This window comes from Sphingomonas kyeonggiensis, from assembly GCF_014204495.1.
Classification (GTDB): domain Bacteria; phylum Pseudomonadota; class Alphaproteobacteria; order Sphingomonadales; family Sphingomonadaceae; genus Sphingomonas; species Sphingomonas kyeonggiensis_A.
The window spans coordinates 926,605-950,567 of record NZ_JACHLN010000001.1; the positions used below are offsets into that span (position 1 = coordinate 926,605).

The following is a 23,963-nucleotide window of genomic DNA, read 5'->3' on the forward strand; positions in this document are numbered from 1 at the left end:
GGCGTACTCAGCAAATATCGTGCCGGTTTTTGCCCATGGGCGGCAGCTGCTCGAGCTCGCGCAGCGCCTTGAGCGCGGCATCGGCTTCGGCGCGGGTAATCAGCTTCTCGATCGCGTTCTGGTCGCGTCGCGCCTCACGCGTGGCGGCACGGGCCATTTCCAGGCTCTGCTCGGCGACTTCGACCCGCTTGTCGGCGGCAAAGGCGGACTGGTGGAGACGGTCGCGGAAATGCGCGGCGGCGGCGAGGTTCGATGCCGATTCGGAAGCGCTGGGCGCGGGCGCGACGTTCGCGGCGAGATTGGCGATACGCTCGCGCAGCTTCGCTTCCTGATCGACCTTGGCGAGCGCACGAACCTCGTCGGCACGGACCAGATCGAGCTGGAGCGTGCGGACGCGTAGCAACCGGTCGAGCTTCTTGACGGACCTAGCCATGGCCGAAGACGCCGACCAGCTCGGTCACGGCATCGGGCAGCGAAACGATCTCGTCGGATGCCTGGCGGATATACTCCATCACCGCCGGGTGGCAGGCGATCGCCGCGTCGATCTCGGGATCGGCGCCGGCGCGATAGGCTCCCATCAGGACGAGGTCGCGATTCTCTTCATAGGTCGCGAGATGGCGGCGCAGCACGCGGGCGGCGGCGACATGGTCCTTGGGGACGATGTCCGTCATCACGCGGCTGACCGAGGGGCCGAGATCGATCGCCGGATAGACGCCGCGCTCGGCCAGTGCCCGGCTGAGCACGATATGGCCATCGAGGATCGAGCGGGCCGAATCGACCACCGGATCGTTGCCGTCATCGCCATCCGCCAGCACCGTGTAGATCGCGGTGATCGACCCGCCGGTATGAACGTCGGTGCCGGCACGCTCGATCAGGCTGGGCAGCATCGCGATGGCCGAGGGCGGATAGCCGCGCGCGGATGCCGGCTCGCCCAGCGCCAGGCCGATCTCGCGCCCGGCATGGGCGACGCGGGTGAGCGAATCCATGATGAGCAGCACCTTCTTGCCCTCGGCGCGGAACGCCTCGGCAATGGCGGTGGCGCGCAAGGCACCGCGAATGCGGAGCACCGGCGAGTGGTTTGCGGGCACCGCGACGACCACCGAGCGGGCACGAGCGGCGCCGGCGACCTTGGTCTCGAGGAAATCGGCGACTTCGCGCGAGCGTTCGCCGATCAGGCCGATGACGATCACATCTGCTTGCGCTGCCCGGACCATCATGCCGAGCAGCACCGACTTGCCGACGCCCGAGCCGGCCATGATGCCGACGCGCTGGCCCTGGCCGATGGTGAGCAGCCCGTTGATCGCGCGCACGCCGACATCGAGCGGCTGGAGCACGCGGCCGCGGTCCAGGGGCGACTGGAGCTTGCCGGCGAGCGGCCAGCTGCCGGCGCCGCGGATCGGGCCGAGCCCGTCGATCGGCTTGCCCGAGCCATCGACGACACGGCCGAGCATCGCCGCGCCGACTTCCGCCTCGCCCGGCGCGCCGATCGGGCGGACCGGGGCGTTGGGCAGCAGCGCGGCGGGGCCGCCCAGGTTCATCAGCAAGGTCTTGCCGGCGCGGAAGCCGATCACTTCGGCTTCGACCCGGCTGTCGCCATCGCCGATCGCGCAGACCGTGCCGACGGGAAGCTGGAGACCGACCGCCTCCATCAGCAGCCCGTCATAGGAGGACAGGCGCCCGGAGATGCGCGGGCGCGGGGCGAAATCGCTGCCGCCCAGCCCCTGCAGATAGTCTTCGGCGAACAGGTTCAGCATGCGGGCGGAATCGGCACGCGGTCGATCGCGTGGGCGAGCTGTTCGAGCCACAGATCGGGGCCGTCCTCGACGATGGTCGAGGCGCTTTCGATGACGAAGCCGCCGCGCTGGACATGCGGATCGCCGACCGGGAAGACGCTGGCGGGCAGCTTGCCCTGGACGAAGGCGACATCGTCGGGATTCAGGCGGAGCAGCGCCGATTCGGCGCTGTCGGCGAGCAGGTCGACCGCGGCGTTGATCCGGGCAGCGAGCACATCGGGCGCGACGCCGACTTCGCCGACCAGCCGGGTGACGAGGTGGAGCACGGTCTGACGGAGCTGGCCGGCCATGCGATCGCGATCGAAATGGGCACCGCTGGCGAGCGCGGCCGAGACCTGATCGAGCAAGGCCGTCTCGCGCGCGCGGACGGCATCGGCCTCGACCAGGGCGGCGGCATGGCCTTCCGCGAAACCGGCATCGTGCGCGGCGGCGATCGGATCGATGAACGGGCCCGGCTCGACATGGTGCTGCGTGTCGGCGGCGAAGGGATCCCAGCCTTCGGTGGGATTGGCCTGGGGATTGGCGGGCGCGAAGTGGCGCGGCTGGGCCGGTGCTTCCTCGAACACGCGGCGGCCGATCTGGTCGACCTCCGACGGTGCGAAGCCGATCCCGTCGCCAAAGGCGCGGGCCAGGACATGTTCGGCGGCGCGGATCCGCCCGGAAAAGCCCGGTGCGAACTCAGACATAGTCGTCGTCCCCACCCTTTGACGGCATCTGCAGCGTGCCGTCCTTCACCAGGCCGCGCGCGATGGCGATCATCGCCTTCTGCGCATCGAGGACATCGGCCATCTTCATCGGGCCGAGGGATTCCATCTCGTCTCGGATGCCGTCCGCCGCGCGGCTCGACATGCAGCCCAGGAAACGCTCGCGGACCTCTTCCTCGACGCCCTTCAGCGACTTGACCAGGATCGTGGTGTCGATGTTGCGGATCAGCGTCGACAGGTTCTTGTCGTCGAGCTCGAGCAGATTGTCGAAGACGAACATCGCCTCCTCGATCGCGCGGGCGACCTCGCGGTCGATCTTGGCGAGCTTGGGCATGACGCGCTGCTCGGTGATCTTGCGGGCACCGGACAGGATCTTGGCCGCCTCGCGGGTACCGCCCAGCTGGAGCCCGCCGCTCGACTTGCGGCCGCCCATGCCGGCACGGCCCTGGAGCATCGTCTTCAGCGTCTCGATCGCCTCGGGCGGGATCGGGCCGAGCTTGGCAATGCGACGCAGGATCTGCGGTTGCGCGGCTTCGGGCAGATGCTCGAACACCTTGGCGGCGATATCGGGATCGAGATTGGCGAGCAGCACCGCTGCGATCTGCGGATGCTCGTTCTCGATCATCCCGGCGATCTCCTCGGGCTCGAACCAGTCGAGCCATTCGATCGAGGCCGCCTGGCTGGCAGGCATGACGCGGGCGAGCACGCCCGAGGCACGCTCGGGGCCGAGCGCCTTGTTCATGATGCTCTCGATCCGGGGCGCCGGATCGAAGGTGACCCCGGTGCGCTCGCGTGCCTTGAACACGAAATCGTCGAGGACGATCTCGACCTCGGCTTCGCTGACATCGGCGACGTTGAACATCGCCTTGCCGAGCGAACGCACCTCTTCCGGGTCCAGCTTCTGGAGGATGGCCGCAGCCTCCTCCTCGCCGACCAGCATCATCAGGACCGCGGCGCGCTCGACGCCGTTGAAGCTGCGGATGGCGTTCATTGCGCGTCTGCCTTGATCATGTCGCGCACCGCCAGAGCGGCGCGGGCCGGATTGTCGCGCGTGAAGCCGCGGACCAGGCCGACGCGCTCGTCATAGCTGTTGCCGGCGCTTTCGAGCATGTCGATCGAGACCGGCGGGGCGCCCGGGCCAGCTTCCTCACCGGACGGACCGCTCATCGACAGCGCCGGGCGATTGCCGGCGCCAGCGGGCTCCTCGCGCTTCTTGAGCAGCGCCTTGGTGAGCGGGCGGACACCGAGGAAGAGGACCAGCAGCGCGATCACCAGCGCAGTGGCGTTGCGCGCGGCGAGCGGAACCCAGGGCGCGTCATACCAGGCCGGCCCCTTGTCGGCGGCATCGGCGGTGGTAGTGAACTTGCGGCTGATCACGGTGACCTGATCGGCGCGGCCCTGATTATAACCGACCGCGGCCTGGACCAGCTGGGTGACCTGCTGGATCTCGACCTGCGAGCGCGGCTTGCCCGATTCTTCGCGCAGCAGCACCGCGACCGAAAGGCGCTTGATGCCGCCCGGGGCCTGGCGGGTGACCGAGACCTGCTTGCCGGTCTCATAGGTGCGAGTGAAGCTGTCGCTCTGCTTCTGCGGCGTCGCCTGGCTGGCGCCGGCAGCGGTGGTGGCACCGGGCGCGGCAGCGGCACCGGGCGTCGGCTGCGCGTTTGGCGCGGTGATCGTGCTGGCGGGCGGCGGCGTGTTGGAGAGCGCGCCGGGGATGCCGCCGGGAGCCTGGCCATCCTTGGAGCCGGTCCAGGCGCCCTGCTCGGCGGCGAGGACGGCGCCTTCCTTGTCATAGCTTTCGCGGGTCGCCTGGTTCTCGTCCAGGTCGACATCGGCCTGGACTTCGGCGGTAAAGTTGCCGGCACCGACCAACGGGGTCAGCAGCTGGACGAGCTGCTCGCGATACTTGTCCTCGATGCGGCGCTGATAGTCGATGCGGGCGTCGCCGGCAGCATTGGCCTCATTGCCCTTCTTGGAGAGCAAGGCACCCATCTGGTCGACGATGGTGACGCCCTCGGGCGCCATGCCGGGGACCGACGAAGCGACGAGGTTGACGATCGCGCGGGTCTGCGCGTCGCCCAGCGCGCGGCCGGGCTGGAGCTTGAGGACGACCGAGGCGGTGGGCTGAGTCTTGTCGCGGACGAAGACGCTGGCCTCGGGCGTGGCGAGATGGACGCGGGCCTCCGCGACCGAATCGATCTCCTCGATCGAGCGGGCGAGCTCGGTCTCGCGGGCCTGACGCAGGCGCTCGCCCTCGACAGCGCGGGAAACGCCCATCGGGAGCTGGTCGAGGATTTGGTAGCCGCCGGGTGCCGCCTTGGGCAGGTTCTGGCTGGCGAGCAGCATCCGGGCCTTGTGGAAATCATCCTCGGCGACGGTGATCGAGCCGGAACTGTCGATGCTCGACTTGATGCTGGCGCCGTCGAGCGCCGTGGTGATCGCCGCCTTGTCGGCATCGGTCACGTTGGCGAACAGGATCCGCTGCGGCGGGGTCGAGACCAGCGACCAGGCGAGGAAGCCAGCGGCGACCAGGCCGATCAGGAAGATCAGCGGCATCGCGCGCTTCACGGCGGGCTGGGCGAGGATGCCGCGCATCTGGGCGAGCGGCGCGCCGAAACGGCCCGCGGAGGCAGGCAGGAGGGGCGCATCGGTGGGGGTGAGGGCGTTGCTCATGGATTACACCGGCATGCTCATGATGTCCTTGTAGGCGGACAGGAGTTTGTTGCGGACCTGCAGGGTCGCCTCGAAGCCGACCGAGGCCTGCTGGCGAGCGAGCATCACCTTGGCGATGTCCACGGTCTCGCCGCGTTCATAGGCCTCGGACAGCGCACCGGCCTGGGCCTGGGACTGGTTGACCTGCTTGAACGCCTCTTCCATCGACGAGGTGAAGCTGGTCGACTTGGTGCCCGAGGCGCCGGTGATCGTGCCGGCCGGCGTCTCATTGGCCTTGGCGAGCGCGGCGTTGCGCTCGAGGATCTGGGCGCGGAGCGCCATGACGCGATCGACGCTCATCGCGCCGCCGCCGATACCGTCCACGCCGCTCATGCCGAAGCCCTCGCCTTACCGAAGTCGATGCTCTCGCCCTGCTCGCGTGCCTTGGCGAGGCGGTAGCGCAGGGTGCGCTCGGAGATGCCGAGCCGCTTCGCCGTCTCGATCCGGCTGCCGCCGCATTCGGCGAGCACGTCGCGGATCGCGGCGAATTCGTGGATCTGGACGATGTTGGACAGCGTGCCCGCAGTCTCGACCTCGATGCGGCGCACCACGGGGCGATCGAAGATCAGGTGCTCGGGATCGATGGTGCGGCCGCCGCAGAGCAGCAGCGCGCGCTGGATGACATTCTCGAGCTCGCGGACATTGCCGGGCCAGTCATGGCCGAGAAGCGCGTCGAGCGCGGCGTTCGAGATCCACGGCATCGCGCCGCGGCCGCCGGCATGGCGCACGACCATCGCGGCCGACAGCGCGGCGATGTCGCCGGGGCGCTCCGCGAGCGCGCGGGTGGCGAGCGGAAAGACCGAGAGGCGGTAGTACAAGTCGGCGCGGAAGCGACCGGCGGTGACTTCGCCCTGCAGGTCGCGGTTGGCGCAGGCGATGACGCGGACATCGACCTTCTCCGGCATGGTCCCGCCGATCGGCACGACCTCGCGCTCCTGCAGCGCGCGGAGCAGCTTGGCCTGGAGGTTGAGCGGCATCTCGGCGATCTCGTCGAGCAGCAGGGTGCCGCCATGCGCGGCGCGGAAGAAGCCCTGGCCGCCCGAGGAGGCACCGGTGAAAGCGCCCTTCTGGTGGCCGAACAGCATCGCCTCGAGCATCGTCTCGGGCAAGGCCGCGCAGTTGATCGCCACGAACGGCCCGTCCTTGCGGGCGGAGTTGTTGTGGATCGCGCGGGCCAGCACTTCCTTGCCGGTGCCCGTCGGGCCGTTGATCAGCACGGTGATGTCGGACGCGGCGACGCGCTCGGCCAGCGCGAGCAGCGCCAGGCTCTCGGGATCGGCGGCGACGGGCTCGTGCGGGCCGCGCAGCAGCGCGGTAGCGAAGCCGGCACCGACGGCGGCGTCATCCGAGGTATAGGAAAGGCGGGCGGGGTTGCCGTCGCCGAACGCGATCGCCTGGCGGCCTTCGTCGCCGAGGATCAGCGTGCGCGCGGCGGCCGGGGGCACTTCGCCTTCCGCCACCAGGAACAGGTCATGTGCGCCGGGGCGGCCGTCCTCGCCCGCGCCGATCGCAAAGCCCTGGGCCCGCAGCGACGAGACGAGCGCATATTTCTGGCGAAGCACGGCGGCCGACGGAAGGATGGATCGCATTGTTACCCCCTGAGACACATCCCCTTTTGAGACTAATCTGGTTAACGACGCGTAAAATTGCCCATTTCGAGACCGCTTCGGTCCGGGCGCGTCTACGCGTGCGCACGTAGAGCCGAAATTTTTCGCTTAAGCCGGGCGCAAGCCGGCCGTTCCTTGCCTTGGCGGCTCCGAGCTCCCGTTCAGGGGGGTACGCGGGAAGCCGACGAGCATGGAGTAACGAACATGACTGTTATCGCGACCAACACCGCGGCGCTGCGCGCCGCCAATGCTTCGAGCGGCGCCAACAAGGCGCTGAGCACCGCCATGGAGCGCCTGTCGACCGGCAAGCGCATCAACAGCGCGAAGGACGACGCCGCCGGCCTGGCGATCGCCAACACCATGACCGCATCGATCCGCGGCATGAACCAGGGCATCCGCAACGCCAATGACGGCATCTCGATGGCGCAGACCGCAGAAGGCGCGCTGAGCGAAGTCACCAACATGCTGCAGCGTATCCGCGAGCTGGCCGTCCAGTCGGCTTCGGGCACCTATTCGGACGATGACCGCAGCAACCTGCAGACCGAAGTGACCGCGCTCACCACGCAGATCACCAACATCCTGAGCAACACCACCTTCAACGGCGTCGCCCTGTTCGACGGCACCGCGGGTGATTCGGGCTCGGTCTCCATCCAGGCCGGCGCCAACGCCGCCGACAAGGTGACCCTGGACTTCAGCGACATCGACCTCGACGACGCCGTCGCGGTCGACATCTCGGACGCGGACGGCGCTGAAGACGCGCAGACCACGATCGACGACGCACTGAAGACCGTGAACACCGCCCGCGCCAGCCTCGGCGCCGGCCAGAGCCAGCTCGAGTCGGTGGTGAACAACCTGCAGTCGAACGTGGCGAACCTCAGCGACGCCCGCAGCCGGATCGAGGACACCGACTTCTCGACCGAAACCGCGGCACTCGCCAAGGCGCAGATCCTCTCGCAGGCTTCGACGGCGATGCTCGCCCAGGCGAACCAGAGCCAGCAGACGGTTCTTTCGCTTCTCCGATAAGCGCGTGCCGGTCGGGGTGTCACCCCCCTGACAGGCGCCGCGGCCGGTCACCCCTTGCCATACCAAGGGGGCGCATGGGGAACCCCGGTGGTCGCGTACCACCGGGGTTTTTCCTTGTTCTGCGACGCCTCAGCGATCAATCCGTTCCCCGGCGAAGGCCGCGGCCCAGTTGCAATGTCGCTCGAGAGGTTCCGGCGCCATCGATAGTGCGCCGAGACTGGACCCCGGCCTTCGCCGGGGAACTGCAAGAGACGAATGCCTGTCCGGCTTACTTCTTCTCCGGCCGGCCGCCCGGCTTCCATTCAGGCTTGGCGGCGCTGTTGGCCAGCGACTGGAGCGGCGCGACCAGCGACTGGATCGCGCGGGTCATGAACGCGATGTCGAGATTCTCCAGCGTGTCCTGCGCGGTGTGATAATTGGGCGTGACCGCCCAGCCCGAGATGGTGTGCGCCACCACGCCGCGCACCGCGAGCGAATAATTGTCCGAACGCTCGAAGAAATGCTGGTCCGGATAGGGATCGGAGGTGACCAGCGCGCCGTGCGCCTTGAGCGTCTCGCCCAGGGTCGAGCGCTCGAAGCCGGTCATCATCATCGTGCCGGCGGGAAGCTTGGGATCCTGCGCGCCGATCATCTCGATCTCGATATTGGCGACGATCTGGTCGAGCGGCACCGGGGGGTGATCGCCGAAATAGCTGGAGCCATAGCCGCCGATCTCCTCGCTGCCATAGGCGACGAACAGCAGGCCGCGCCTGGTCTGCTTCGCCGCGGCCATGGCGCGGGCAAGCTCGAGCACCGCCGTGGTCCCCGACGCATCGTCATTGGCGCCGTGCATGATCGTGCCGTCGGGCCGCACGCCGAGGTGATCGAGATGCGCGCTGACCAGGATCACGCCCGCCTTGGGATCGCTGCCCGGCAGCCAGCCGATCGCATTGGTGGTGATCGCTTCTTCCTTCACCACCGGCAGCACGAAGCTGACCGGCGCGCCGGCCTGGGCGATCGCCTTGTCGAAATCGGCCGAGGGCAACGTCGCGAGCGCGGCGTAGCTCGGCGGCGCCTTGCCCTCGAGCCCGGCGGGCAGGCGCGGCTTGCCGCCCAGGCCCTTGACCATGTTCTGGGTCATTTCGCTCTCGCGGACGATGACCAGCTTGACGCCCGCGGCAGTGGCGGCGCGGACCAGCGCCATCGGCGAGCCCTTGCCGCCGGTGACGAACAGCACGTCGACATGCGGGACCTTCGCGGGGTCCTCGCCGTCGAACACCGCCGAAGTGCCCGAGACCGGATCGACCGAGCCGACCAGCACGGTGGGTGCCGCGGTCGCCTTGCCGCCGACCGTCAGCGTCGCCGGGCCGCCGGCGGCATAGCGGATGATCTTCGCGGGCTGGAGATAGCCGGGCATGCCCGGCGCCGGCTTCAGCCCATAGCCTTCGAACTGCGAGGCGACATAGGCGGCGGCGATCGCCTCGTCGCGGGTGGCGCTGCCGCGGCCCTGCAGCGCGTCGCTGGCAAGGAAGCTCTCATGCGCTCGGACCCATTCGGGGCGGACGGTCCATTTGTCCTGCGCGAGCGCCGGCGAGGCCGTCATTGCGAACGCCATCGCGCCGGCCAGGAACAGATGCTTGGTCACGTGAAATCCCCCGAATTGTTCGGGGCGGATGTGTGCGGCATGCGCCGGGGCCGCGCAAGCGGGGCGCGGGCGGAAAGTTTCGAAAGTTACGATTCAGGGCTGTCGCTTCTATCCCAGCCTGCGCGCGAGACCCTTTTTCAGCCTGGCATGCGCGCTCGCCTTGATCTGGCAGATGCGCGCGGCGCCGACGCCGAGCACCTGGCCGATCTCCTCGAGGTTCAATTCCTCGACATAATAGAGCTGGATCACCTGCTGCTCGCGCTCGGGCAGCTCGGTGATCGCGGCGATCAGCGCCTGGCGCTGGTCGCTTTCGGCGAGCTGGTCGAAGGCATTGGGCTCGTCGGACATGAACCAGGGGCTTTCGTCCGAATAGGTGTCGTCGATCGAATCGAAGCGCACCGCCTCGGCATTGGCATAGTCGGTGCGCAGCTTCTCGGCCGTGACGCCGAGCTTCGCGGCGACCTGCTCGTCCTCGGGCGCATGGCCCAGTTCCTGGGTCAGCACCGATACCGCCTCCTGATAGGCCTTACGCCGGCGCATCGCCCCGCGCGTGGTCGTCGCCTGGCGGCGCAGCTCATCGATCATCGACCCGCGCAGCCGGGTGGCGAGATATTGCTCGAAGGTCACCTGCCCGCGATCCTCGAAGCTTCCCGCCGCCTCGATCAGCGCGACCAGCCCGACCTGGATCAGGTCCTCGACCTCGACCAGCGAGCTCATCGAGCCATGGATGTGCCAGGCGATGCGGCGGACCAGCGGCAAATGCTTGCGCACCAGGGCCTCCGGATCGCGGTGGGGCGTGGTCGGCGTATAGACTAGGGGCGAGAGAGCCAGTGATGCCATGGCGTCAAGTTTCCCTGGGGTGAAAGCGTTCATGCGGGCAGCGCCTCCGGCGCGCCGATCACGGCGATGACTTCGACGGCCTTGTCCTCCGGCACTTCGAAGAAGCTCATCACCGGCGTGTCGGGCAGGACGTTGCGGACCAGCTTGCGGATCGCGATGCGGATCGAAGGCTGGACGACAAGCGCGAAGGGCTTGGCTTCGGCGATCAGCGGTTGGGCGGCGCGCTGGAGCGCGTCGGCGATCCGGCGGCCGAGATCGGGCTCGATCGTGTGGCGGCGCGACGGATCCGAACGGACGGCCTGGCCGAGCAGCGCCTCGAGCTGGCCTTCGAGCGTCATCACGCGCAGTGGCTCGCGCACCCCGCACAGGCGCTGGATGATCAGCGGGCCGAGCTCGGGACGGATCAGCTCGATCAGTTCCTCGGCATCGAGCGTGCGCTGGGCAGCGACGGCGATGGCGGCGGCGATGCGACGGAATTCCTTGAGCGGGATGCTCTCGGCAAGCAGGCCGCGCAGGATCTGAGTGAGCGTGGTGAGCGGCACCGGCGCCGGGGTGAGCGCCGCGACCAGCTGGGGCGAGCGCTCCTTGAGCCCTTCGAGCAGCGACTGGACCTCATCGGCGCCGAGCAGATCGGACGCGTTCTGGATCAGGCACTGGTTGAGGTGCGTGGCGATCACCGTGCCGGGATCGACGACGAGATAGCCAAGGCCGATCGCGGCATCCGAATCGCCCTGGGCGATCCACATCGCGTCGAGCCCGAAGGTCGGGTCCTTGACCTGCTTGCCCTGGAGGCGGCCGGCGGCCTGGCCGGTGTCGATCGCCAGCACTTCGTCGGGCGAGACATTGTCCTCGGCCATGACGACGCCGCCGATGACGATGCGATAGGTGAAGGGCGCGAGGTTGATGTCGTCGCGGACGCGCACCTGGGGCACGACGAAGCCGAGCTCCTTGGAGAGCTGGCGGCGCACCCCGGTGATCCGGCCCATCAGCGGGCCGCCGCGGCGCTCGTCGACCAGCGGCACCAGGCCGTAGCCGATGTCGAGCATCACCTGCATGTTGTCGGTGACTTCGTCCCAGCCGATCTTCGACAGATCGGTGGGCTCGGCCGGAGGCGCGGCGACGATCTTCGGACGGAGCGAAACCTTGCGGAGATGCCAGGCGGCGAAGCCCGCGCCGGCGGCGGCCGGCAGCATCAGGAAATGCGGCATGCCCGGGAAGACGCCGAGAAGGCCGAGGATGACCGCGACCGGGGTCCAGGTCTTGTGGCTCGCGAACTGGTTGCCGATCTGGCCGGCGAGATCGTCGCTCGACTTGACGCGGGTGACGATGGCGGCGGCGGCGATCGAGAGCAGCAGCGCCGGAACCTGGGCGACCAGCGCATCGCCGATGGCAAGCAGGACATAGGTCGAAGCCGCCTCGCCCACCGCCATCTGGTGGCTGGCGACACCGAGGATCAGGCCGCCGACCACGTTGATCGCGAGGATCAGCAGGCCGGCAATCGCATCGCCCTTCACGAACTTGGACGAACCGTCCATCGCGCCGTAGAAATCGGCTTCGGTCGAGACTTCGAGGCGCTTGGCGCGAGCGTCGTCGGGGGTGATCAGGCCGGCATTGAGATCGGCGTCGATCGCCATCTGCTTGCCCGGCAGGGCATCGAGAGTGAAGCGGGCCGACACTTCGGAGACGCGGCCGGCACCCTTGGTCACCACGATCATGTTGATGATGACGATGACGGCGAACACGACCAGGCCAACGACATAGTCGCCGCCGATCATGAAGGTGCCGAACGCCTCGATCACATGGCCCGCTGCGCTCTCGCCCTCATGCCCGTGGACCAGCACGACGCGGGTCGAGGCGACATTGAGGCCGAGGCGGAACAGCGTGGCGAACAGCAGCACGGTGGGGAAGGCGGAGAAGTCCAGAGGCTTCTGCGCGTTCAGCGCCACCATCAGCACCGCTAGGCTGATCATGATGTTGAGGATGAAGAAGGCGTCGAGCAGGAAGGCCGGGATCGGCACCACCATCAGCGCGACGAGCAACAGGATCGCGCCGGGCAGCGCGAAGCTCTTGGCGGCGGGCACCGCGCCCGCGGGAAGCGAGATTGCAGACACTAGGGGTTACGCTCCCAGGTTCGCGAGCATGAGATAGGCGAGGCGGGCATTTTCCGGCGTCGGGCGCAGCGGATCGATGCGGCGGCCGAGCGGATCGCTGGCAGTGGCGCCCTGCGAAACATTGAGCTGGGCGAGCGTGTTCTGCACCCAGTGCCGGTCGCTATCGACCGCGCCATTGCCGAGCACGACTTCATTGTCGCCGTCGCTCCAGGCGCGGGCGGCGGCGCTGAAACCGCCATCCAGGCCGTCCGAGGCGAGGCCGCTGGCGCCGCCCGCGGCAGCGCCCTGGTCGAGCTTGCCGGCGAAGCGGCTATAGATTTCCGAAAGCGTGCGCGGCTGGCCGTTCGAGGCGTAGAACACGCTGCGATTGGCGCGCGCGGCGGCGGGGAACATGCTGGCGCCGGTGCGGCCCGGGCTCTCGGCCATCGCGCTCAGGAACTTGTCGGCGCCGCCCAGGCCCAGGAAGTGCGCCATATAAAGGTCGGTGCCGGTGGCCGGGCGGCCGAGGCTGTCCTCAAGCGACGCCTTGTTGTCGGCGGCATGTTCGGCGGCCATCAGCGAGGCGGTCTGCGGATCGCTGCGCAGGTTGAGGATCGCGCTGCGGGCGGCGGGATCGCTCACCACATAGCGGCCGGTGCTGGTCTGCTTGATGCTGTCGGCGGCCCAGGACAGGCCATGCTCGGCGCCGTGCTGCTTGACCACGCCGAGCCAGCTCTGCTCGATGAACTGGTAGAGGCCGGTCGCCGAGGAGGTGCCGGCGCGCGCGTCCGCCTTCAACCCGCTCTCGACCTGTGCCTGGCCGAGCAGATAGTTGAAGTCGATGCCGGTCTTGCGGCTCGCCGCGGCGATCGCCGTCTGGACGCTTGCCCTGGTATTGACCGAAGTGACGCTCATCTGGTCCTGATCCGGATTGCCCTTATTCGGGGCTATCGGAGCAAGGACCGTGCCAGTTCTGGTTAATGGGGGTCAGGGACGCCTGCTCAGGCGAGGGCGTAGCCGCCGGCCTTGTAGGAAGGCGCCTGCTGACCGGAAAGGATTTGCAGGCGGCGGCGAACATTTGCCGCCATCAAGTTCACATAGATTCGGCAGGTCTCGTTGAGCTTGTGCGCTTCGGCCGCCAGCTCACGGATCTCCGGGCCCGGTGCCTCGCCGTCATAGAGCGCGACCGTGTCGATCGCGGCGAGCTTGGCCTGGGTAGCCCTTTCCAGCCCGGCGACGTCGCTCGCCTTCAGTGCCGTAATCTCGGCATGAAGGCATTCGATCACCTGGATGAGCGCATCACGCCGGGTCATTGGTTCGGCTTCCATTCGAGCTTGTAGGCGAGCAGGCGGTCGGCGATCTCTGCCGGATAGAGCGGGAAGCGCTTCTCCTGGATCGCCTTGCGGATCCGGGCGACGCGCTCGCTGTCGACCGGCGGCTGGGCGGCCTGGTCGCTTGCCATTGCCGCCGCGGCGCTCTGCACCGCCGGGCTGTCGCTTGCCACCGGACGCACCGAAGCGACCCGGGCGGCAGGTTCAACGGGCACAGTGCGACGGTCGCCGACCGCGCCTGCCTTCGTGCCGATTGATTCCACCATTGCCTGCAATCCTCGCTATGCCTGCAGCCCTTCAAACGGCCGCCGCACGCGAAACTTTACCGAAAAATTTCAGCCGCCCTCGGCATAGCCCGGCAGGCGCGCGCGGCCCGGCTCGATCGCGATCGCCTGGATCGGCGGCTGCTTGTCATCGACCTTCACGCCGAGCCGGCCGCCGGCGGGCGCATCATTCTGGGCAATGCCCTGGCGCGAGATCGAAAACCCCTCCGACCCGGCCTCGACCGTGACGGAATCGCCGCGCTTGATCACCGGCTCGGCCTTCACCGCGACCGGCGGGCGGACGACGATATTGGCAGGCATCGGCGCGGGCACCGCAGCCTTGGGCCGGGGCACCGCGGCGACCGGCACGAAGATCTTCCAGGCCGGCGCCATGCAGCGGACCACGACCGCGTCATGCCCCTCGCTGCGCCATTCGAGCTGGGGTGCGGCGCAGCGGGTGAGCTTGAGCCGCGTGTCGATCGGCGCGATCGCGCCGCCCTGCTCACCGACCGACTTGCCGGTGAACTGGGCGACGACCGTGTCGAGCATGGCGGTCGACTGGAAATCCTGTGCGCCCGCGGGGGCGGCAACGATGAAGGCAAGTGCGAGGAGCATCTTCTTCTCCTGGTGGAAAGGCCGGCAAGGGGCGGCAATTGCCGGGCGGCAAATCATTGCCGCCCCCCTTCGAAGCCGAGGGTGAGGACGGCACGGCGCTGGCCGCGGCCGGTGGAAATCACGATCCGCGAGGGATCGATCGCGTGCTGGTGAATGAGCAGGGCGGCGACTGCACGGGCGCGATCGGCAGCCAGGATTGGCCCGCTACCGGTGGCGGGATCGACGTCCGCCGCCGATCCATCGACCTCGCCGGTGATCCGCAGGCGGGTGCGCGGATCGCGCGCGGCACCGCGTGCCCATTCGAGCGCCGAGGCCGTGACGACCGGCACGGCCGAGCCTGGCACGAAGCCGGTGGCAGTGGCGATATCGACCGGCATCGGCGCCGGCGCAGCCGCGCTTTCACTCGCGCCGAAACCCGAGCGGATGCCCGCGGCGAGCTTCATGGGATCGACCTGGCTCGCCTGTAGGAAGACGAAGAAACCGACGAGCAGCAGCGACAGATCGGCCAGGGTGACCAGCCAGGGCGCGCGCGCGGGTTCCTCGTCGTCGAACGCAGTCACGCCGCGATCTCCTTGAGCGTGCCGCTGCCGGGTTCGATGCCGGCAAGCGTGGCGAGCGCGGGCTGGAGACGAAGCCGCTCCTGCGCCTCGTGCCGGGCACGGCGCTTGAGCCGCGTTGCGACCGGCAGCAGCGCGAGATTGGCGAGCAGCGCGCCATAGAGCGTCGCGAGCAGCGCCACGGCCATCGCGCCGCCGATCGCCTGGGGATCCTTCATCGCGGCGAACATGCCGACCAGGCCGATCAGCGTGCCGACCATGCCCATCGCCGGTGCCAGTTCGGCCGCACCGGACCAGACTTCCCAGCCGCCGCGATGCCGCTCGAACCGGGCGCAGCGGCGCTGCTCGAGCAGGATCTCGACATCCTTCGCACCGGCACCGTCGACGATCGCGGCGACCGCGGCAGCGATGTCCGGGTCCTCGATCTTCGAGCGATCGAGCGCGATGACACCGTGGCGCCGCGCGATCCGGCCGAGCGCCGAAACCTGGGCGACCAGCGGCTCGACATCGAAACGGCGGCGCGGCAGCTGGCCCAGCGCGACAACACCGCGGGCAAGGTCACCCGATGCGTTGCGCAGCACCGTGCCCGCCACCACGCCCCCGCCGACAATGGCGAGTGCGAGCGGATCGAGGAAAGTCCCGAGCGCGGGAAGCACATTCATATCCATGCCCGCATGGGTGCAAGAGACGGGCCAATTGCGCGCGCCTCAGAGCGCAGCAACCCGCCCGGCCCCGACCGGCAACGCCCTGCCGACACGCCGGCAAAACCTTGCCGCCCGTTGCCGATCCCGAGAGGAATCGCAGTTTTTTGAGCCCTTCCGACAAACTGGCACGACGGTTGCAGAGAACCCGGCGAACTTTTGTGCGGGAGACGTGCAATGCCCAATGACAACCTCTTCGGCGTACATGGCACAGCGCTCGCCGTGCGCTCGCAGCGCATGGGCATGCTGGCGTCGAACATCGCGAACGCCTCGACGCCGGGCTACAAGGCCAAGGACGTGGATTTCCGCGCCGCGCTCAACAGCGCGACCAGCGGTACCGGTTCGATCGACACCGCGATCGACGCCAACACGCTCTACCGCGTGCCGCTCCAGCCCTCGGCCGACGGCAACACGGTCGAGCTGACCACCGAGCAGACCGCCTTCGCCGAGAATGCCGTCGCGTACCAGACGACGCTGTCGTTCCTGAACGGCCGCATCAACCAGATCACGCGCGCGCTGAAGGGAGAATAAGCATGGGCGACCAGCCGCTTTCGATCTTCCAGGTCTCCGGCCGCGCGATGAGCGCGCAGCTGGTGCGGATGAACACCACGGCTTCGAACCTGGCCAATGTCGGCACGGTCTCGTCGAGCCCCGACGCCGCTTACCGCACGATCAAGCCGGTGTTCCGCACCGCCTTCGACCAGGCGAGCGGCATGTCGACCGTCGATGTCGAGCAGGTCGTCACCGCGGGCTCCGAGCCGACCAAGCGCTACGATCCCGGCAACCCGATGGCCGACAAGGACGGCAATGTCTGGGAAGCCGCCGTGGATGAGACCCGGGAGCTGGTCGACATGATGGAGACCGCCCGGAACTACCAGAACAACGTCGAGGTGATGCAGACTGCCAAGTCACTGATCATCGACACCCTCAAGCTGGGCCGCTGATCATGAGTGACTTCGATACCACCCTCGCGAACCTGGGCGTGCCGCGGTACAACGCGGGCACGACCTCCACGACGGGGACCACCCTCAACAACAATACCGACACGTCGCAGCTCGGCACCACCGACATGGACGTGTCCGACTTCCTGGCGCTGATGACGGCCCAGCTGAAGAACCAGGACCCGTTCGAGCCGGTCGACAACAGCCAGATGGTCGCCCAGATGGCGCAGTTCTCGTCGCTCTCCGGCATCACCGAGATGAGCTCTACGCTCAAGTCGATCTCCAGCCAGCTGAGCACCTCCACGCTCAACGACGCGATCGGCTATGTCGGCAAGACCGTGCTGGTCCAGGGGACGACCGCCTATCCGCGCACCACCGGCGGCCTCGCCGGCGCCGTCGCGCTGGAGAAGGACGCAACCAACGTCACCGTGTCGATCAAGGATGCCAACGGCAACGCGATCAAGACGATCGAGATGGGCAAGGAGACCAAGGGCGCGGTCGCCTGGGACTGGGACGGCAAGACCGATGCCGGCGAAGATGCCGGCGACGGCCCGTTCACCGTCAGCGTCACCGCCACCGACGGCACCGGCAACGTCAAGGCCTACCCGCTGGTCTGGGCACCCGTCACCGCCGTCTCGATGGGATCCGACGGCAAGCCGCTCCTGACGCTTCCGGGCATCGGCAACGTTTCCACCGACGCCGTCTGGCAGGTCGGCTGAACCAATTTTTCCAAGGAGTAACGGAAAATGTCCTTCTTCACTTCGCTCTCCGGACTGCAGGCAGCGCAGACCGACATGTCGACGATCTCGCACAATCTCGCGAACGTGCAGACCAACGGCTTCAAGAAGAGCACCACCCAGTTCGCCGACGTCATCGCGTCGACCGCCAACATGAACCCGACCCAGATGGTCGGTTCGGGCGTGGTCGTGAAGGCAGTGCGCCAGCAGTTCGGCCAGGGTGGCTTCACCCAGTCGTCCTCGGCGCTCGACGTCGCGATCTCGGGTGACGGCTTCTTCATCGTCAAGGGCGACGAGAAGAGCGGCAACGGCGTTGCATACACCCGCAACGGCAGCTTCCAGGTCGATGCCGATCGCTATGTGGTCGACGCGCAGGGCAACAAGCTGCAGGTCTATCCGGTGGACGGCTCGGGCGCGGTGGTCGCGACCGGCCTTTCCTCGACCGTCAGCCTGCGCCTGCCGCAGACCAGCGGCACGCCCGAGGAGACCGAGAACGTCAAGCTCGGCCTCAACCTCAATGCCGGCTCGGCGATCCCGTCCGAAGCGGCGAAGTTCGACGATACCGAGTACAAGTTCGACCGTTTCGACCCGACCACCTACAACCAGTCGGTCCAGACGACGATCTATGACGCGAACGGCAACGCGCTGACGCTGACCAACTATTTCGTCCGCGAGACCAAGCCGACCGGCACCGACGCGACCAGCAGCTGGAAGGTCTATTCGTTCGTCGGCGACCAGCAGCTCAACGCCGGCGACGATCCCGACACGATGGCGCAGTTCGAACTGAAGTTCGACAGCACCGGCAAGCTCTCCGAGCCGACCACGCCGATCACCTTCATGGGCTTCCTGGCACCAGGCGCGACTTCGGAGCAGGTGGTCAAGCTCGACCTGACCAGCGGCACCACCCAGGTCAGCTCGCCGTTCAGCCTCAACTCGACCAGCCAGGACGGTTCGCCCGTCGGCCAGATCGAGGGCGTGACGATCGGCGACGACGGCACGGTGACCGCGAGCTTCTCGAACGGCGACACCCAGGCACTGGGCAAGGTCGTGCTGGCCAGCTTCACCAACAATGCGGGCCTGCGCCAGCTCGGCAACTCGACCTGGGCCGCCACTGGCTTCTCGGGCGATGCGCGCCTCGGCGAGCCGGGCACCAACGGCTTTGGCGGCCTGATGTCAGGCGCGATCGAGCGCTCGAACGTCGACATCACCGAAGAGCTGGTCAACCTGATCGCGGCACAGCGCAACTTCCAGGCGAATGCCAAGGCGCTCGATACCGCAAGCCAGATGTCCCAGACCATTTTCAACATCCGCAGCTGATCTGATCGGCTGAGGAGGAGCAACCCATGGACCGGCTTGTCTACACCGCGATGTCTGGGCTCAGGAGCCAGATGCAGTCGCAGGCGACGATCGCGAACAACATCGCGAACGCCTCGACTATCGGCTTCCGCGCCGAGCGCGTCAGCTTCGACCGGCTGGTCCTCCAGGGTACGGGTATGGATTCGCGCCAGCTGGCGGCGGAAGAAGTCAACGACATCGACCGCACCAAGGGCACGATCGTCCAGACCGGCAACCCGCTCGACGTTGCCGTGAACGGCGATGCCTGGATGACCGTCCAGGCGACCGACGGCAGCGAAGCCTATACGAGGCGCGGCGATCTGAAGATCGCGCCCTCGGGCGTGCTGGAAACCGGCGACGGTTTCCCGGTGATGGGGTCGGGGGGCCCCATCACCGTGCCGCCCGCCGACAAGGTTTCGATCTCCGAGGACGGCACCGTCTCGATCGTGCCGCGCGGCGGCGATCCGACGCAGCCGCAGGTGGTCGACAAGATCAAGCTGGTCAGCACCGACGGTTCGCAGACCGTCAAGGGGCTGGACAATCTCCTCCATGTGAAGGGCGGCGGCGTGCTGCCCGAGGACATGGACGCCAAGGTGACCTCGGGCTCGCTCGAGCAGTCGAACGTCAACCTGACGCAGGCGCTGGTCGACATGATCGAGAACCAGCGCGCCTACGAAGTGCAGGCCAACCTGCTCAAGGAAGCGAAGAACATGGACGAGAGCACCGCATCGCTGATGCGGATGCCGTCCTGATAGGGAGTAAGACCGATGGGTTCGGCAGCATTGCACATCGCGCGCACGGGTCTCGACGCCCAGGATACGCGCATGCGGGTCATCTCGAACAACCTCGCGAACGTGAACACCACCGCGTTCAAGAAGGACCGCGCCAGCTTCCAGACGCTCGCCTATCAGGTGGTCACCGCGCCTGGCGCCGCCTCGACGGCCGAGACCAAGTACGCGACCGGCCTCAACCTCGGCACCGGCGTGCGCGTGCAGGGCACGCAGCGGCTGGAGACCCAGGGATCGCTGCAGACGACCGGCAACGGCCTCGACATGGCGATCGACGGCAATGGCTATTTCCAGATCCAGCTGCCCGGCGGCGGCCTGGGCTATACCCGCGCGGGCAATTTCTCGCGCTCGGCCGAGGGCCAGCTGGTCACCTCCGAGGGCTATCAGGTGATGCCGGGCGTCACGATCCCCGAGGGCGCGATCTCGGTCACCGTCGGCACCGATGGCACCGTCTCCGCACAGATGCCGAACCAGACCGACCTCACCCAGATCGGCCAGATCCAGATCGCCAGCTTCCCCAATCCGGCGGGCCTGCAGGCGGTGGGCGACAACTATCTGATCGAGACGCCGGCAAGCGGCACGGTCGCGCTCGGCAATGCCGGCGTCGATGGCCGCGGCACGATCCGCCAGGGCATGCTCGAAGGCTCGAACGTCAACGTGGTCGAGGAGCTGGTCGACATGATCGAGACCCAGCGCGCCTATGAGGTGAACTCGAAGATGATCTCGGCGACCGACGAGATGCTCAAATACGTCAACCAGAACATCTGAGGCGACGGATCATGACGCATCTCACTCGCATCGCCGCCGCCGCGCTGACCGCCGCCGGGCTCGCCTTCGCCGCGACGCCGGCCCAGGCGCAGTTCCTCGGGATCGGCAAGAAGAAGCAGAAGGAGGATTTCTCCGTGACGCTTCCCAGCGCCGCACCCGCGACGCCGGCGCCGGCCAATGGCGGCATCTTCCAGGCGAACGACGGCTATGCCGCGCTCTACGAAGGCCAGCGCGCGCGCCGCGTGGGTGACCCGCTGTCGATCCTGCTGGTCGAGAAGACCGCGGCGTCCAAGTCGGCCGGTACCAAGCTCGACAGCTCGGGCGGCTTCGGCCTCACCCCGCCGAGCACCGGTGCGCTGTCGCTGTTCAAGGAAAGCGATGCCAGCGTCAGCGGCAAGCGCAACTTCAACGGCACCGGCACTGCCGACCAGGCCAATGCGCTGTCGGGCGAGATCAGCGTCACCGTAGCGGCAGTCTATCCGAACGGCACGATGCTGGTGCAGGGCCAGAAGCGCGTGACGCTCAACCGCGGCGACGAGTTCGTCCAGATCAAGGGGATCGTGCGCGTGGCGGACATCGACGCGAACAACCGCGTGCTTTCCACGCGCGTCGCCGATGCCCGCATCGCCTATACCGGCAAGGGCGATGTCGCCCGCGCCAGCCGCCAGGGCTGGCTGAGCCGGTTCTTCTCCGTGATCAGCCCCTTCTAAGCCGGAGCAGAATGATGATCCGCCGCTTCCTCGCGCTCGCTGCCCTCGCCGCTTTCTCCCTTGGTCTCGCTGCCACCCCGGCGCACGCCCAGCGCGTGAAGGACCTGGGCGGGTTCCAGGGCATCCGTACCAACCAGCTGACCGGCTATGGCGTGGTCGTTGGCCTCCCCGGCACGGGCGACGACAATCTGGAATATACCGTCCAGTCGATGAAGGGCGTCACCTCGCGCTTCGGCCTGCAGCTGCCCCAGGGCGTGGCGCCGGGCCTGAAGAACGCGGCGGTGGTGATGATCACCGCCGAGCTGCCCGCCTTCGCCAAGCCGGGCCAGAAGCTCGACATCACGGTCTCGTCGATGGGCAAGGCCAAGTCGCTGCGCGGCGGCACGCTGATCCTCACGCCGCTCCAGGGCGCCGACGGCCAGATCTATGCGATGGCACAGGGCAACCTTGCCGTGGGCGGGCTCGGCGCCGAGGGGGCCGACGGCTCGAAGATCGTGGTCAACACGCCGAGTTCGGGCCGCATCCCGGAAGGCGCCACCGTCGAGCGCAGCGTCGATACCGGCTTCGACAAGTCGCCCTTCATCACCTTCAACCTCGCCCGCGCCGACTTCACCACGGCGCAGCGGGTGCAGGATGCGATCAACCTGCGCTTCGGCCCCGGTCGCGCCCGCGCGATCGACGGCGTGTCGATCGCCATCCAGGCCCCCGAGGGCCGCGATGTGCGCGCAGAGCTGATGAGCGAAGTCGAGAACCTGAAGGTCGAGGCGGCCGAGGCCGCCGCACGGGTGATCGTCAATGCCCGCACCGGCACCGTCGTCATCAACTCGGCCGTCCGGGTCAGCCCCGCTGCGGTAACACATGGTAAACTGACCGTTCGTATTGATGAGAACCAGCGCACCAGCCAGCCCGCGCCGTTCAGCAAGGGCGAGACGCGCACCGAGCAGCACAGCACGGTCGGCGTCGAAGAGGAGAAGCACCCCATGTTCCTGATGGACCCGGGCCCCAAGCTCTCGGACGTCGTCAAGGCGGTGAACGCGATCGGCGCGTCGCCGGCGGACCTGGTCGCCATCCTCGAGGCACTCAAGGAAGCCGGCGCGCTCAAGGCCGAGCTGATCATCCTGTGAGCAACGTGCTTGGCCCCATCGGCAGCCCGTCGGGCGGCGTGTCGACCGACACGTCGCGCCTGGCGAACAAGGAGAATCTCGAAGCCGCCGGCCAGCGCTTCGAGGCCGTCTTCACGGGCATGATGCTGAAGTCGATGCGTCAGGCCAAGCTCGGCGACGGGCTGTTCGACAGCAAGGGCGAGGATCAGTTCCGCGACATGCAGGACCAGCAGCTCGCCCAGAGCATGGCCGTGCACGCTCCAATCGGCATCGGCAAGGCGATGACCGCCTTCCTGGCCAAGAGCATGAAGACCGAGACGGCTGCCGAGCCCGGCGCCGCGCCCACCGCGACAGAAGGAGGTACCGTCAAATGACCGACCTGCTTTCCATCGGCGCCAGCGGCGCACGCGCCTATCAGTCGGCACTCGCCACCACATCGGACAATATCGCCAATGCGGCGACCACCGGCTATTCGCGCCGCGTCGCCACGGTGCGCGAAGTCGTCGCCACCGGCGGCAATACCAGCGCGATCAATTCGGGCCTGGGCGCCAATGTCGGCGGTGTCACCCGCGCGGCCGATGCCTTCAAGGCGACCGAGGTGCGCACCGCGAGCTCGGATCTTGCCCGTACGCTCACCGGCGCGACCTGGTTGAGCCGCATCGATACCGGCCTGACCCAGAACCAGCTCGGCAGCCAGCTGACCGCCTTCTTCACTTCCGCCAAGGCGGTGGCGGCAGATCCGACCGCCTTGCCCGCACGCGCGACGATGCTCGAGAATGCCGCCAGCGTCGCCGCCGCCTTCAGCGCGACCGGCAAGGCGCTCGACGGCGCGATGACCGATCTCAAGGCCTCAGCCGACACGGCGGTGACCCAGCTCAACAATCTTTCCGCGAGCCTCGCCAAGGTGAACGCCGGGCTTGCCCGCGCGACCGACGGCACCGCCGGCCAGGCCGCCCTGCTCGACCAGCGCGACCAGATGCTCGAGCAGATGAGCGCGCTCACCGACGTCAATGTAAGCTTCGACGCCTATGGCCGCGCTTCGGTGCGCGCCGGCGGCAGCTCTGGCCCGGTGCTCGTCGATGGTGCTCAGGCAGCGATCGTTTCGCAGACCAGCAACGACGAAGGCGCCTTCGCCTTCTCGGTACGCCAGCCGACCGGCGAAGTGCAGATCATGTCGCCGAACGGCGGCGCGATGGCCGGCATTGCCGAGAGCGGCAACCGCATCGCGACGGCGCGTGACCAGATCAGCCAGATGGCGCAGGATTTCGCCGAGGGCGTCAACGCCGTTCAGGCGGCGGGCAGCGACCTGCAGGGCAATGCCGGCCAGCCGATCTTCGCGGTCGGCGATCCCGCCTATCAGCTGAGCGCGGTGATGAGCGATCCGCGCGGCATCGCCGCCGCGGCGGCCGGCGGCGGCACCCGCGACAACAGCAACCTCGCCGGGCTCGAGACGCTGCGCACCAGCGGCAATTTCGAGCAGGGCGTGACCGATCTCACCGCCGCCAACGGCGCGGCGCTCGCCGGCCGCAACAGCGTCGCCGATGCCCAGTCCTCGATCCGGGACGCCGCCGTTTCGGCGCGCGATTCGATCAGCGGGGTGAACATCGACGAGGAGGCCGTCGATCTGATGCGCTTCCAGCAGGCCTATCAGGCGTCTACCCGTGTGATCCAGGTCGCGCGCGAAACGCTCCAGTCGATCCTCGATATCAGGTAAACGA

The 23,963-nt window shown here is 67.9% G+C and carries 27 protein-coding genes; 11 read left to right on the forward strand and 16 right to left on the reverse strand.

Going from position 1 to position 23,963, the window contains the following annotated elements; translation table 11 throughout:
• Positions 1-7: 7 nt before the first annotated feature.
• Genes HNP52_RS04495 through HNP52_RS04525 form a run of 7 tightly spaced genes read right to left on the reverse strand, consistent with a single transcriptional unit; the run spans position 8 to position 6,801 of the window.
• Entirely contained in the window at positions 8-433 is a 426-nt protein-coding gene (locus HNP52_RS04495; protein ID WP_184163033.1) for a hypothetical protein, read from the reverse strand.
• Complete coding sequence (locus HNP52_RS04500; protein WP_184163036.1) at positions 426-1,754, reverse strand: FliI/YscN family ATPase; 1,329 nt, start codon at positions 1,752-1,754, stop codon at positions 426-428. The genes HNP52_RS04495 and HNP52_RS04500 overlap by 8 nt, the downstream gene beginning before the upstream one ends.
• Entirely contained in the window at positions 1,748-2,479 is a 732-nt protein-coding gene (locus HNP52_RS04505) for a FliH/SctL family protein (RefSeq protein ID WP_184163039.1), read from the reverse strand. Before HNP52_RS04505 ends, HNP52_RS04500 begins: the two co-directional genes overlap by 7 nt.
• Positions 2,472-3,488, reverse strand: coding sequence for a flagellar motor switch protein FliG (gene fliG, locus HNP52_RS04510; protein WP_184163042.1), 1,017 nt, complete (start codon positions 3,486-3,488; stop codon positions 2,472-2,474). The genes HNP52_RS04505 and fliG overlap by 8 nt, the downstream gene beginning before the upstream one ends.
• Entirely contained in the window at positions 3,485-5,173 is a 1,689-nt protein-coding gene (gene fliF / locus HNP52_RS04515; protein ID WP_184163045.1) for a flagellar basal-body MS-ring/collar protein FliF, read from the reverse strand. The genes fliG and fliF overlap by 4 nt, the downstream gene beginning before the upstream one ends.
• Positions 5,174-5,176: 3 nt before the next feature.
• Complete coding sequence (gene fliE, locus HNP52_RS04520) at positions 5,177-5,545, reverse strand: flagellar hook-basal body complex protein FliE (protein WP_184163048.1); 369 nt, start codon at positions 5,543-5,545, stop codon at positions 5,177-5,179.
• Positions 5,542-6,801, reverse strand: a complete 1,260-nt coding sequence (locus HNP52_RS04525) for a sigma-54-dependent Fis family transcriptional regulator (RefSeq protein ID WP_184163052.1) — start codon at positions 6,799-6,801, stop codon at positions 5,542-5,544. The genes fliE and HNP52_RS04525 overlap by 4 nt, the downstream gene beginning before the upstream one ends.
• A gap of 222 nt (positions 6,802-7,023) precedes the next feature.
• Here HNP52_RS04525 and HNP52_RS04530 point away from each other — a divergent pair, with 222 nt between their 5' ends.
• The gene (locus HNP52_RS04530) at positions 7,024-7,842 is read left to right on the forward strand and encodes a flagellin (protein WP_184163056.1); all 819 of its coding nucleotides are present in this window, start codon (positions 7,024-7,026) and stop codon (positions 7,840-7,842) included.
• 268 nt (positions 7,843-8,110) lie between these two features.
• Here the strand turns inward: HNP52_RS04530 and HNP52_RS04535 are convergent, their stop codons facing one another.
• The 9 genes from HNP52_RS04535 to HNP52_RS04575 all read right to left on the reverse strand — a co-directional run bounded on the left by HNP52_RS04535 (position 8,111) and on the right by HNP52_RS04575 (position 15,824).
• The gene (locus HNP52_RS04535) at positions 8,111-9,466 is read right to left on the reverse strand and encodes a M28 family peptidase (RefSeq protein ID WP_311768401.1); all 1,356 of its coding nucleotides are present in this window, start codon (positions 9,464-9,466) and stop codon (positions 8,111-8,113) included.
• 108 nt (positions 9,467-9,574) lie between these two features.
• A complete protein-coding gene (locus HNP52_RS04540) occupies positions 9,575-10,306 on the reverse strand; it encodes a sigma-70 family RNA polymerase sigma factor (protein WP_184163059.1) in 732 nt (243 codons plus the stop codon).
• Positions 10,307-10,335: 29 nt separating this feature from the next.
• Entirely contained in the window at positions 10,336-12,417 is a 2,082-nt protein-coding gene (gene flhA / locus HNP52_RS04545) for a flagellar biosynthesis protein FlhA (protein WP_409372592.1), read from the reverse strand.
• Positions 12,418-12,423: 6 nt separating this feature from the next.
• Complete coding sequence (locus HNP52_RS04550; protein ID WP_184163061.1) at positions 12,424-13,311, reverse strand: lytic transglycosylase domain-containing protein; 888 nt, start codon at positions 13,309-13,311, stop codon at positions 12,424-12,426.
• 86 nt (positions 13,312-13,397) lie between these two features.
• Complete coding sequence (locus tag HNP52_RS04555; RefSeq protein ID WP_184163064.1) at positions 13,398-13,709, reverse strand: flagellar protein FlgN; 312 nt, start codon at positions 13,707-13,709, stop codon at positions 13,398-13,400.
• Positions 13,706-13,993, reverse strand: coding sequence for a flagellar biosynthesis anti-sigma factor FlgM (gene flgM, locus HNP52_RS04560; RefSeq protein ID WP_184163067.1), 288 nt, complete (start codon positions 13,991-13,993; stop codon positions 13,706-13,708). The genes HNP52_RS04555 and flgM overlap by 4 nt, the downstream gene beginning before the upstream one ends.
• A 69-nt stretch (positions 13,994-14,062) precedes the next feature.
• Entirely contained in the window at positions 14,063-14,605 is a 543-nt protein-coding gene (locus HNP52_RS04565; protein WP_184163070.1) for a flagella basal body P-ring formation protein FlgA, read from the reverse strand.
• Positions 14,606-14,658: 53 nt separating this feature from the next.
• Positions 14,659-15,165 (reverse strand): flagellar motor protein MotB, encoded by a 507-nt coding sequence (locus tag HNP52_RS04570; protein ID WP_184163073.1) that lies wholly within the window; start codon positions 15,163-15,165, stop codon positions 14,659-14,661.
• Positions 15,162-15,824, reverse strand: coding sequence for a MotA/TolQ/ExbB proton channel family protein (locus tag HNP52_RS04575; RefSeq protein WP_184163076.1), 663 nt, complete (start codon positions 15,822-15,824; stop codon positions 15,162-15,164). The genes HNP52_RS04570 and HNP52_RS04575 overlap by 4 nt, the downstream gene beginning before the upstream one ends.
• Before the next feature lie 216 nt (positions 15,825-16,040).
• Between HNP52_RS04575 and flgB the strand changes: the two genes are divergently transcribed.
• From flgB to flgK, 10 genes are read left to right on the forward strand one after another with little or no spacing between them, the layout of a single operon-like run.
• Positions 16,041-16,394 (forward strand): flagellar basal body rod protein FlgB, encoded by a 354-nt coding sequence (flgB, locus tag HNP52_RS04580; RefSeq protein ID WP_184163079.1) that lies wholly within the window; start codon positions 16,041-16,043, stop codon positions 16,392-16,394.
• 2 nt (positions 16,395-16,396) lie between these two features.
• Positions 16,397-16,807 (forward strand): flagellar basal body rod protein FlgC, encoded by a 411-nt coding sequence (flgC, locus tag HNP52_RS04585; protein ID WP_184163082.1) that lies wholly within the window; start codon positions 16,397-16,399, stop codon positions 16,805-16,807.
• Positions 16,808-16,809: 2 nt separating this feature from the next.
• A complete protein-coding gene (locus HNP52_RS04590; protein ID WP_221416093.1) occupies positions 16,810-17,523 on the forward strand; it encodes a flagellar hook assembly protein FlgD in 714 nt (237 codons plus the stop codon).
• 27 nt (positions 17,524-17,550) lie between these two features.
• Positions 17,551-18,858, forward strand: a complete 1,308-nt coding sequence (locus HNP52_RS04595; protein ID WP_184163085.1) for a flagellar hook protein FlgE — start codon at positions 17,551-17,553, stop codon at positions 18,856-18,858.
• A 26-nt stretch (positions 18,859-18,884) separates the two neighbouring features.
• A complete protein-coding gene (gene flgF / locus HNP52_RS04600; protein WP_184163088.1) occupies positions 18,885-19,628 on the forward strand; it encodes a flagellar basal-body rod protein FlgF in 744 nt (247 codons plus the stop codon).
• A gap of 15 nt (positions 19,629-19,643) precedes the next feature.
• Positions 19,644-20,432 carry a flagellar basal-body rod protein FlgG gene (flgG, locus tag HNP52_RS04605; RefSeq protein ID WP_184163091.1) on the forward strand — a complete coding sequence of 263 codons (789 nt, stop codon included), beginning with the start codon at positions 19,644-19,646 and terminating at the stop codon, positions 20,430-20,432.
• 11 nt (positions 20,433-20,443) lie between these two features.
• The gene (locus tag HNP52_RS04610) at positions 20,444-21,142 is read left to right on the forward strand and encodes a flagellar basal body L-ring protein FlgH (protein ID WP_184163094.1); all 699 of its coding nucleotides are present in this window, start codon (positions 20,444-20,446) and stop codon (positions 21,140-21,142) included.
• A gap of 14 nt (positions 21,143-21,156) precedes the next feature.
• Positions 21,157-22,266 (forward strand): flagellar basal body P-ring protein FlgI, encoded by a 1,110-nt coding sequence (locus tag HNP52_RS04615; protein ID WP_184163098.1) that lies wholly within the window; start codon positions 21,157-21,159, stop codon positions 22,264-22,266.
• Positions 22,263-22,619: a rod-binding protein gene (locus HNP52_RS04620; protein ID WP_184163101.1), complete on the forward strand. Its 357-nt coding sequence runs from the start codon at positions 22,263-22,265 to the stop codon at positions 22,617-22,619. Before HNP52_RS04615 ends, HNP52_RS04620 begins: the two co-directional genes overlap by 4 nt.
• Entirely contained in the window at positions 22,616-23,959 is a 1,344-nt protein-coding gene (gene flgK / locus HNP52_RS04625) for a flagellar hook-associated protein FlgK (RefSeq protein ID WP_184163104.1), read from the forward strand. Before HNP52_RS04620 ends, flgK begins: the two co-directional genes overlap by 4 nt.
• Positions 23,960-23,963: the final 4 nt, after the last annotated feature.

What these genes read in the sequence shown, in the direction of transcription:
- HNP52_RS04495 (WP_184163033.1), bottom strand. Translation starts at nt 433, where the DNA reads ATGGCTAGGTCCGTCAAGAAGCTCGACCGGTTGCTACGCGTCCGCACG.
- HNP52_RS04500 (WP_184163036.1), bottom strand. Translation starts at nt 1,754, where the DNA reads ATGCTGAACCTGTTCGCCGAAGACTATCTGCAGGGGCTGGGCGGCAGC.
- HNP52_RS04505 (WP_184163039.1), bottom strand. Translation starts at nt 2,479, where the DNA reads ATGTCTGAGTTCGCACCGGGCTTTTCCGGGCGGATCCGCGCCGCCGAA.
- fliG (WP_184163042.1), bottom strand. Translation starts at nt 3,488, where the DNA reads ATGAACGCCATCCGCAGCTTCAACGGCGTCGAGCGCGCCGCGGTCCTG.
- fliF (WP_184163045.1), bottom strand. Translation starts at nt 5,173, where the DNA reads ATGAGCAACGCCCTCACCCCCACCGATGCGCCCCTCCTGCCTGCCTCC.
- fliE (WP_184163048.1), bottom strand. Translation starts at nt 5,545, where the DNA reads ATGAGCGGCGTGGACGGTATCGGCGGCGGCGCGATGAGCGTCGATCGC.
- HNP52_RS04525 (WP_184163052.1), bottom strand. Translation starts at nt 6,801, where the DNA reads ATGCGATCCATCCTTCCGTCGGCCGCCGTGCTTCGCCAGAAATATGCG.
- HNP52_RS04530 (WP_184163056.1), top strand. Translation starts at nt 7,024, where the DNA reads ATGACTGTTATCGCGACCAACACCGCGGCGCTGCGCGCCGCCAATGCT.
- HNP52_RS04540 (WP_184163059.1), bottom strand. Translation starts at nt 10,306, where the DNA reads ATGGCATCACTGGCTCTCTCGCCCCTAGTCTATACGCCGACCACGCCC.
- HNP52_RS04550 (WP_184163061.1), bottom strand. Translation starts at nt 13,311, where the DNA reads ATGAGCGTCACTTCGGTCAATACCAGGGCAAGCGTCCAGACGGCGATC.
- HNP52_RS04555 (WP_184163064.1), bottom strand. Translation starts at nt 13,709, where the DNA reads ATGACCCGGCGTGATGCGCTCATCCAGGTGATCGAATGCCTTCATGCC.
- flgM (WP_184163067.1), bottom strand. Translation starts at nt 13,993, where the DNA reads ATGGTGGAATCAATCGGCACGAAGGCAGGCGCGGTCGGCGACCGTCGC.
- HNP52_RS04565 (WP_184163070.1), bottom strand. Translation starts at nt 14,605, where the DNA reads ATGCTCCTCGCACTTGCCTTCATCGTTGCCGCCCCCGCGGGCGCACAG.
- HNP52_RS04575 (WP_184163076.1), bottom strand. Translation starts at nt 15,824, where the DNA reads ATGAATGTGCTTCCCGCGCTCGGGACTTTCCTCGATCCGCTCGCACTC.
- flgB (WP_184163079.1), top strand. Translation starts at nt 16,041, where the DNA reads ATGCCCAATGACAACCTCTTCGGCGTACATGGCACAGCGCTCGCCGTG.
- flgC (WP_184163082.1), top strand. Translation starts at nt 16,397, where the DNA reads ATGGGCGACCAGCCGCTTTCGATCTTCCAGGTCTCCGGCCGCGCGATG.
- HNP52_RS04590 (WP_221416093.1), top strand. Translation starts at nt 16,810, where the DNA reads ATGAGTGACTTCGATACCACCCTCGCGAACCTGGGCGTGCCGCGGTAC.
- HNP52_RS04595 (WP_184163085.1), top strand. Translation starts at nt 17,551, where the DNA reads ATGTCCTTCTTCACTTCGCTCTCCGGACTGCAGGCAGCGCAGACCGAC.
- flgF (WP_184163088.1), top strand. Translation starts at nt 18,885, where the DNA reads ATGGACCGGCTTGTCTACACCGCGATGTCTGGGCTCAGGAGCCAGATG.
- flgG (WP_184163091.1), top strand. Translation starts at nt 19,644, where the DNA reads ATGGGTTCGGCAGCATTGCACATCGCGCGCACGGGTCTCGACGCCCAG.
- HNP52_RS04610 (WP_184163094.1), top strand. Translation starts at nt 20,444, where the DNA reads ATGACGCATCTCACTCGCATCGCCGCCGCCGCGCTGACCGCCGCCGGG.
- HNP52_RS04615 (WP_184163098.1), top strand. Translation starts at nt 21,157, where the DNA reads ATGATCCGCCGCTTCCTCGCGCTCGCTGCCCTCGCCGCTTTCTCCCTT.
- flgK (WP_184163104.1), top strand. Translation starts at nt 22,616, where the DNA reads ATGACCGACCTGCTTTCCATCGGCGCCAGCGGCGCACGCGCCTATCAG.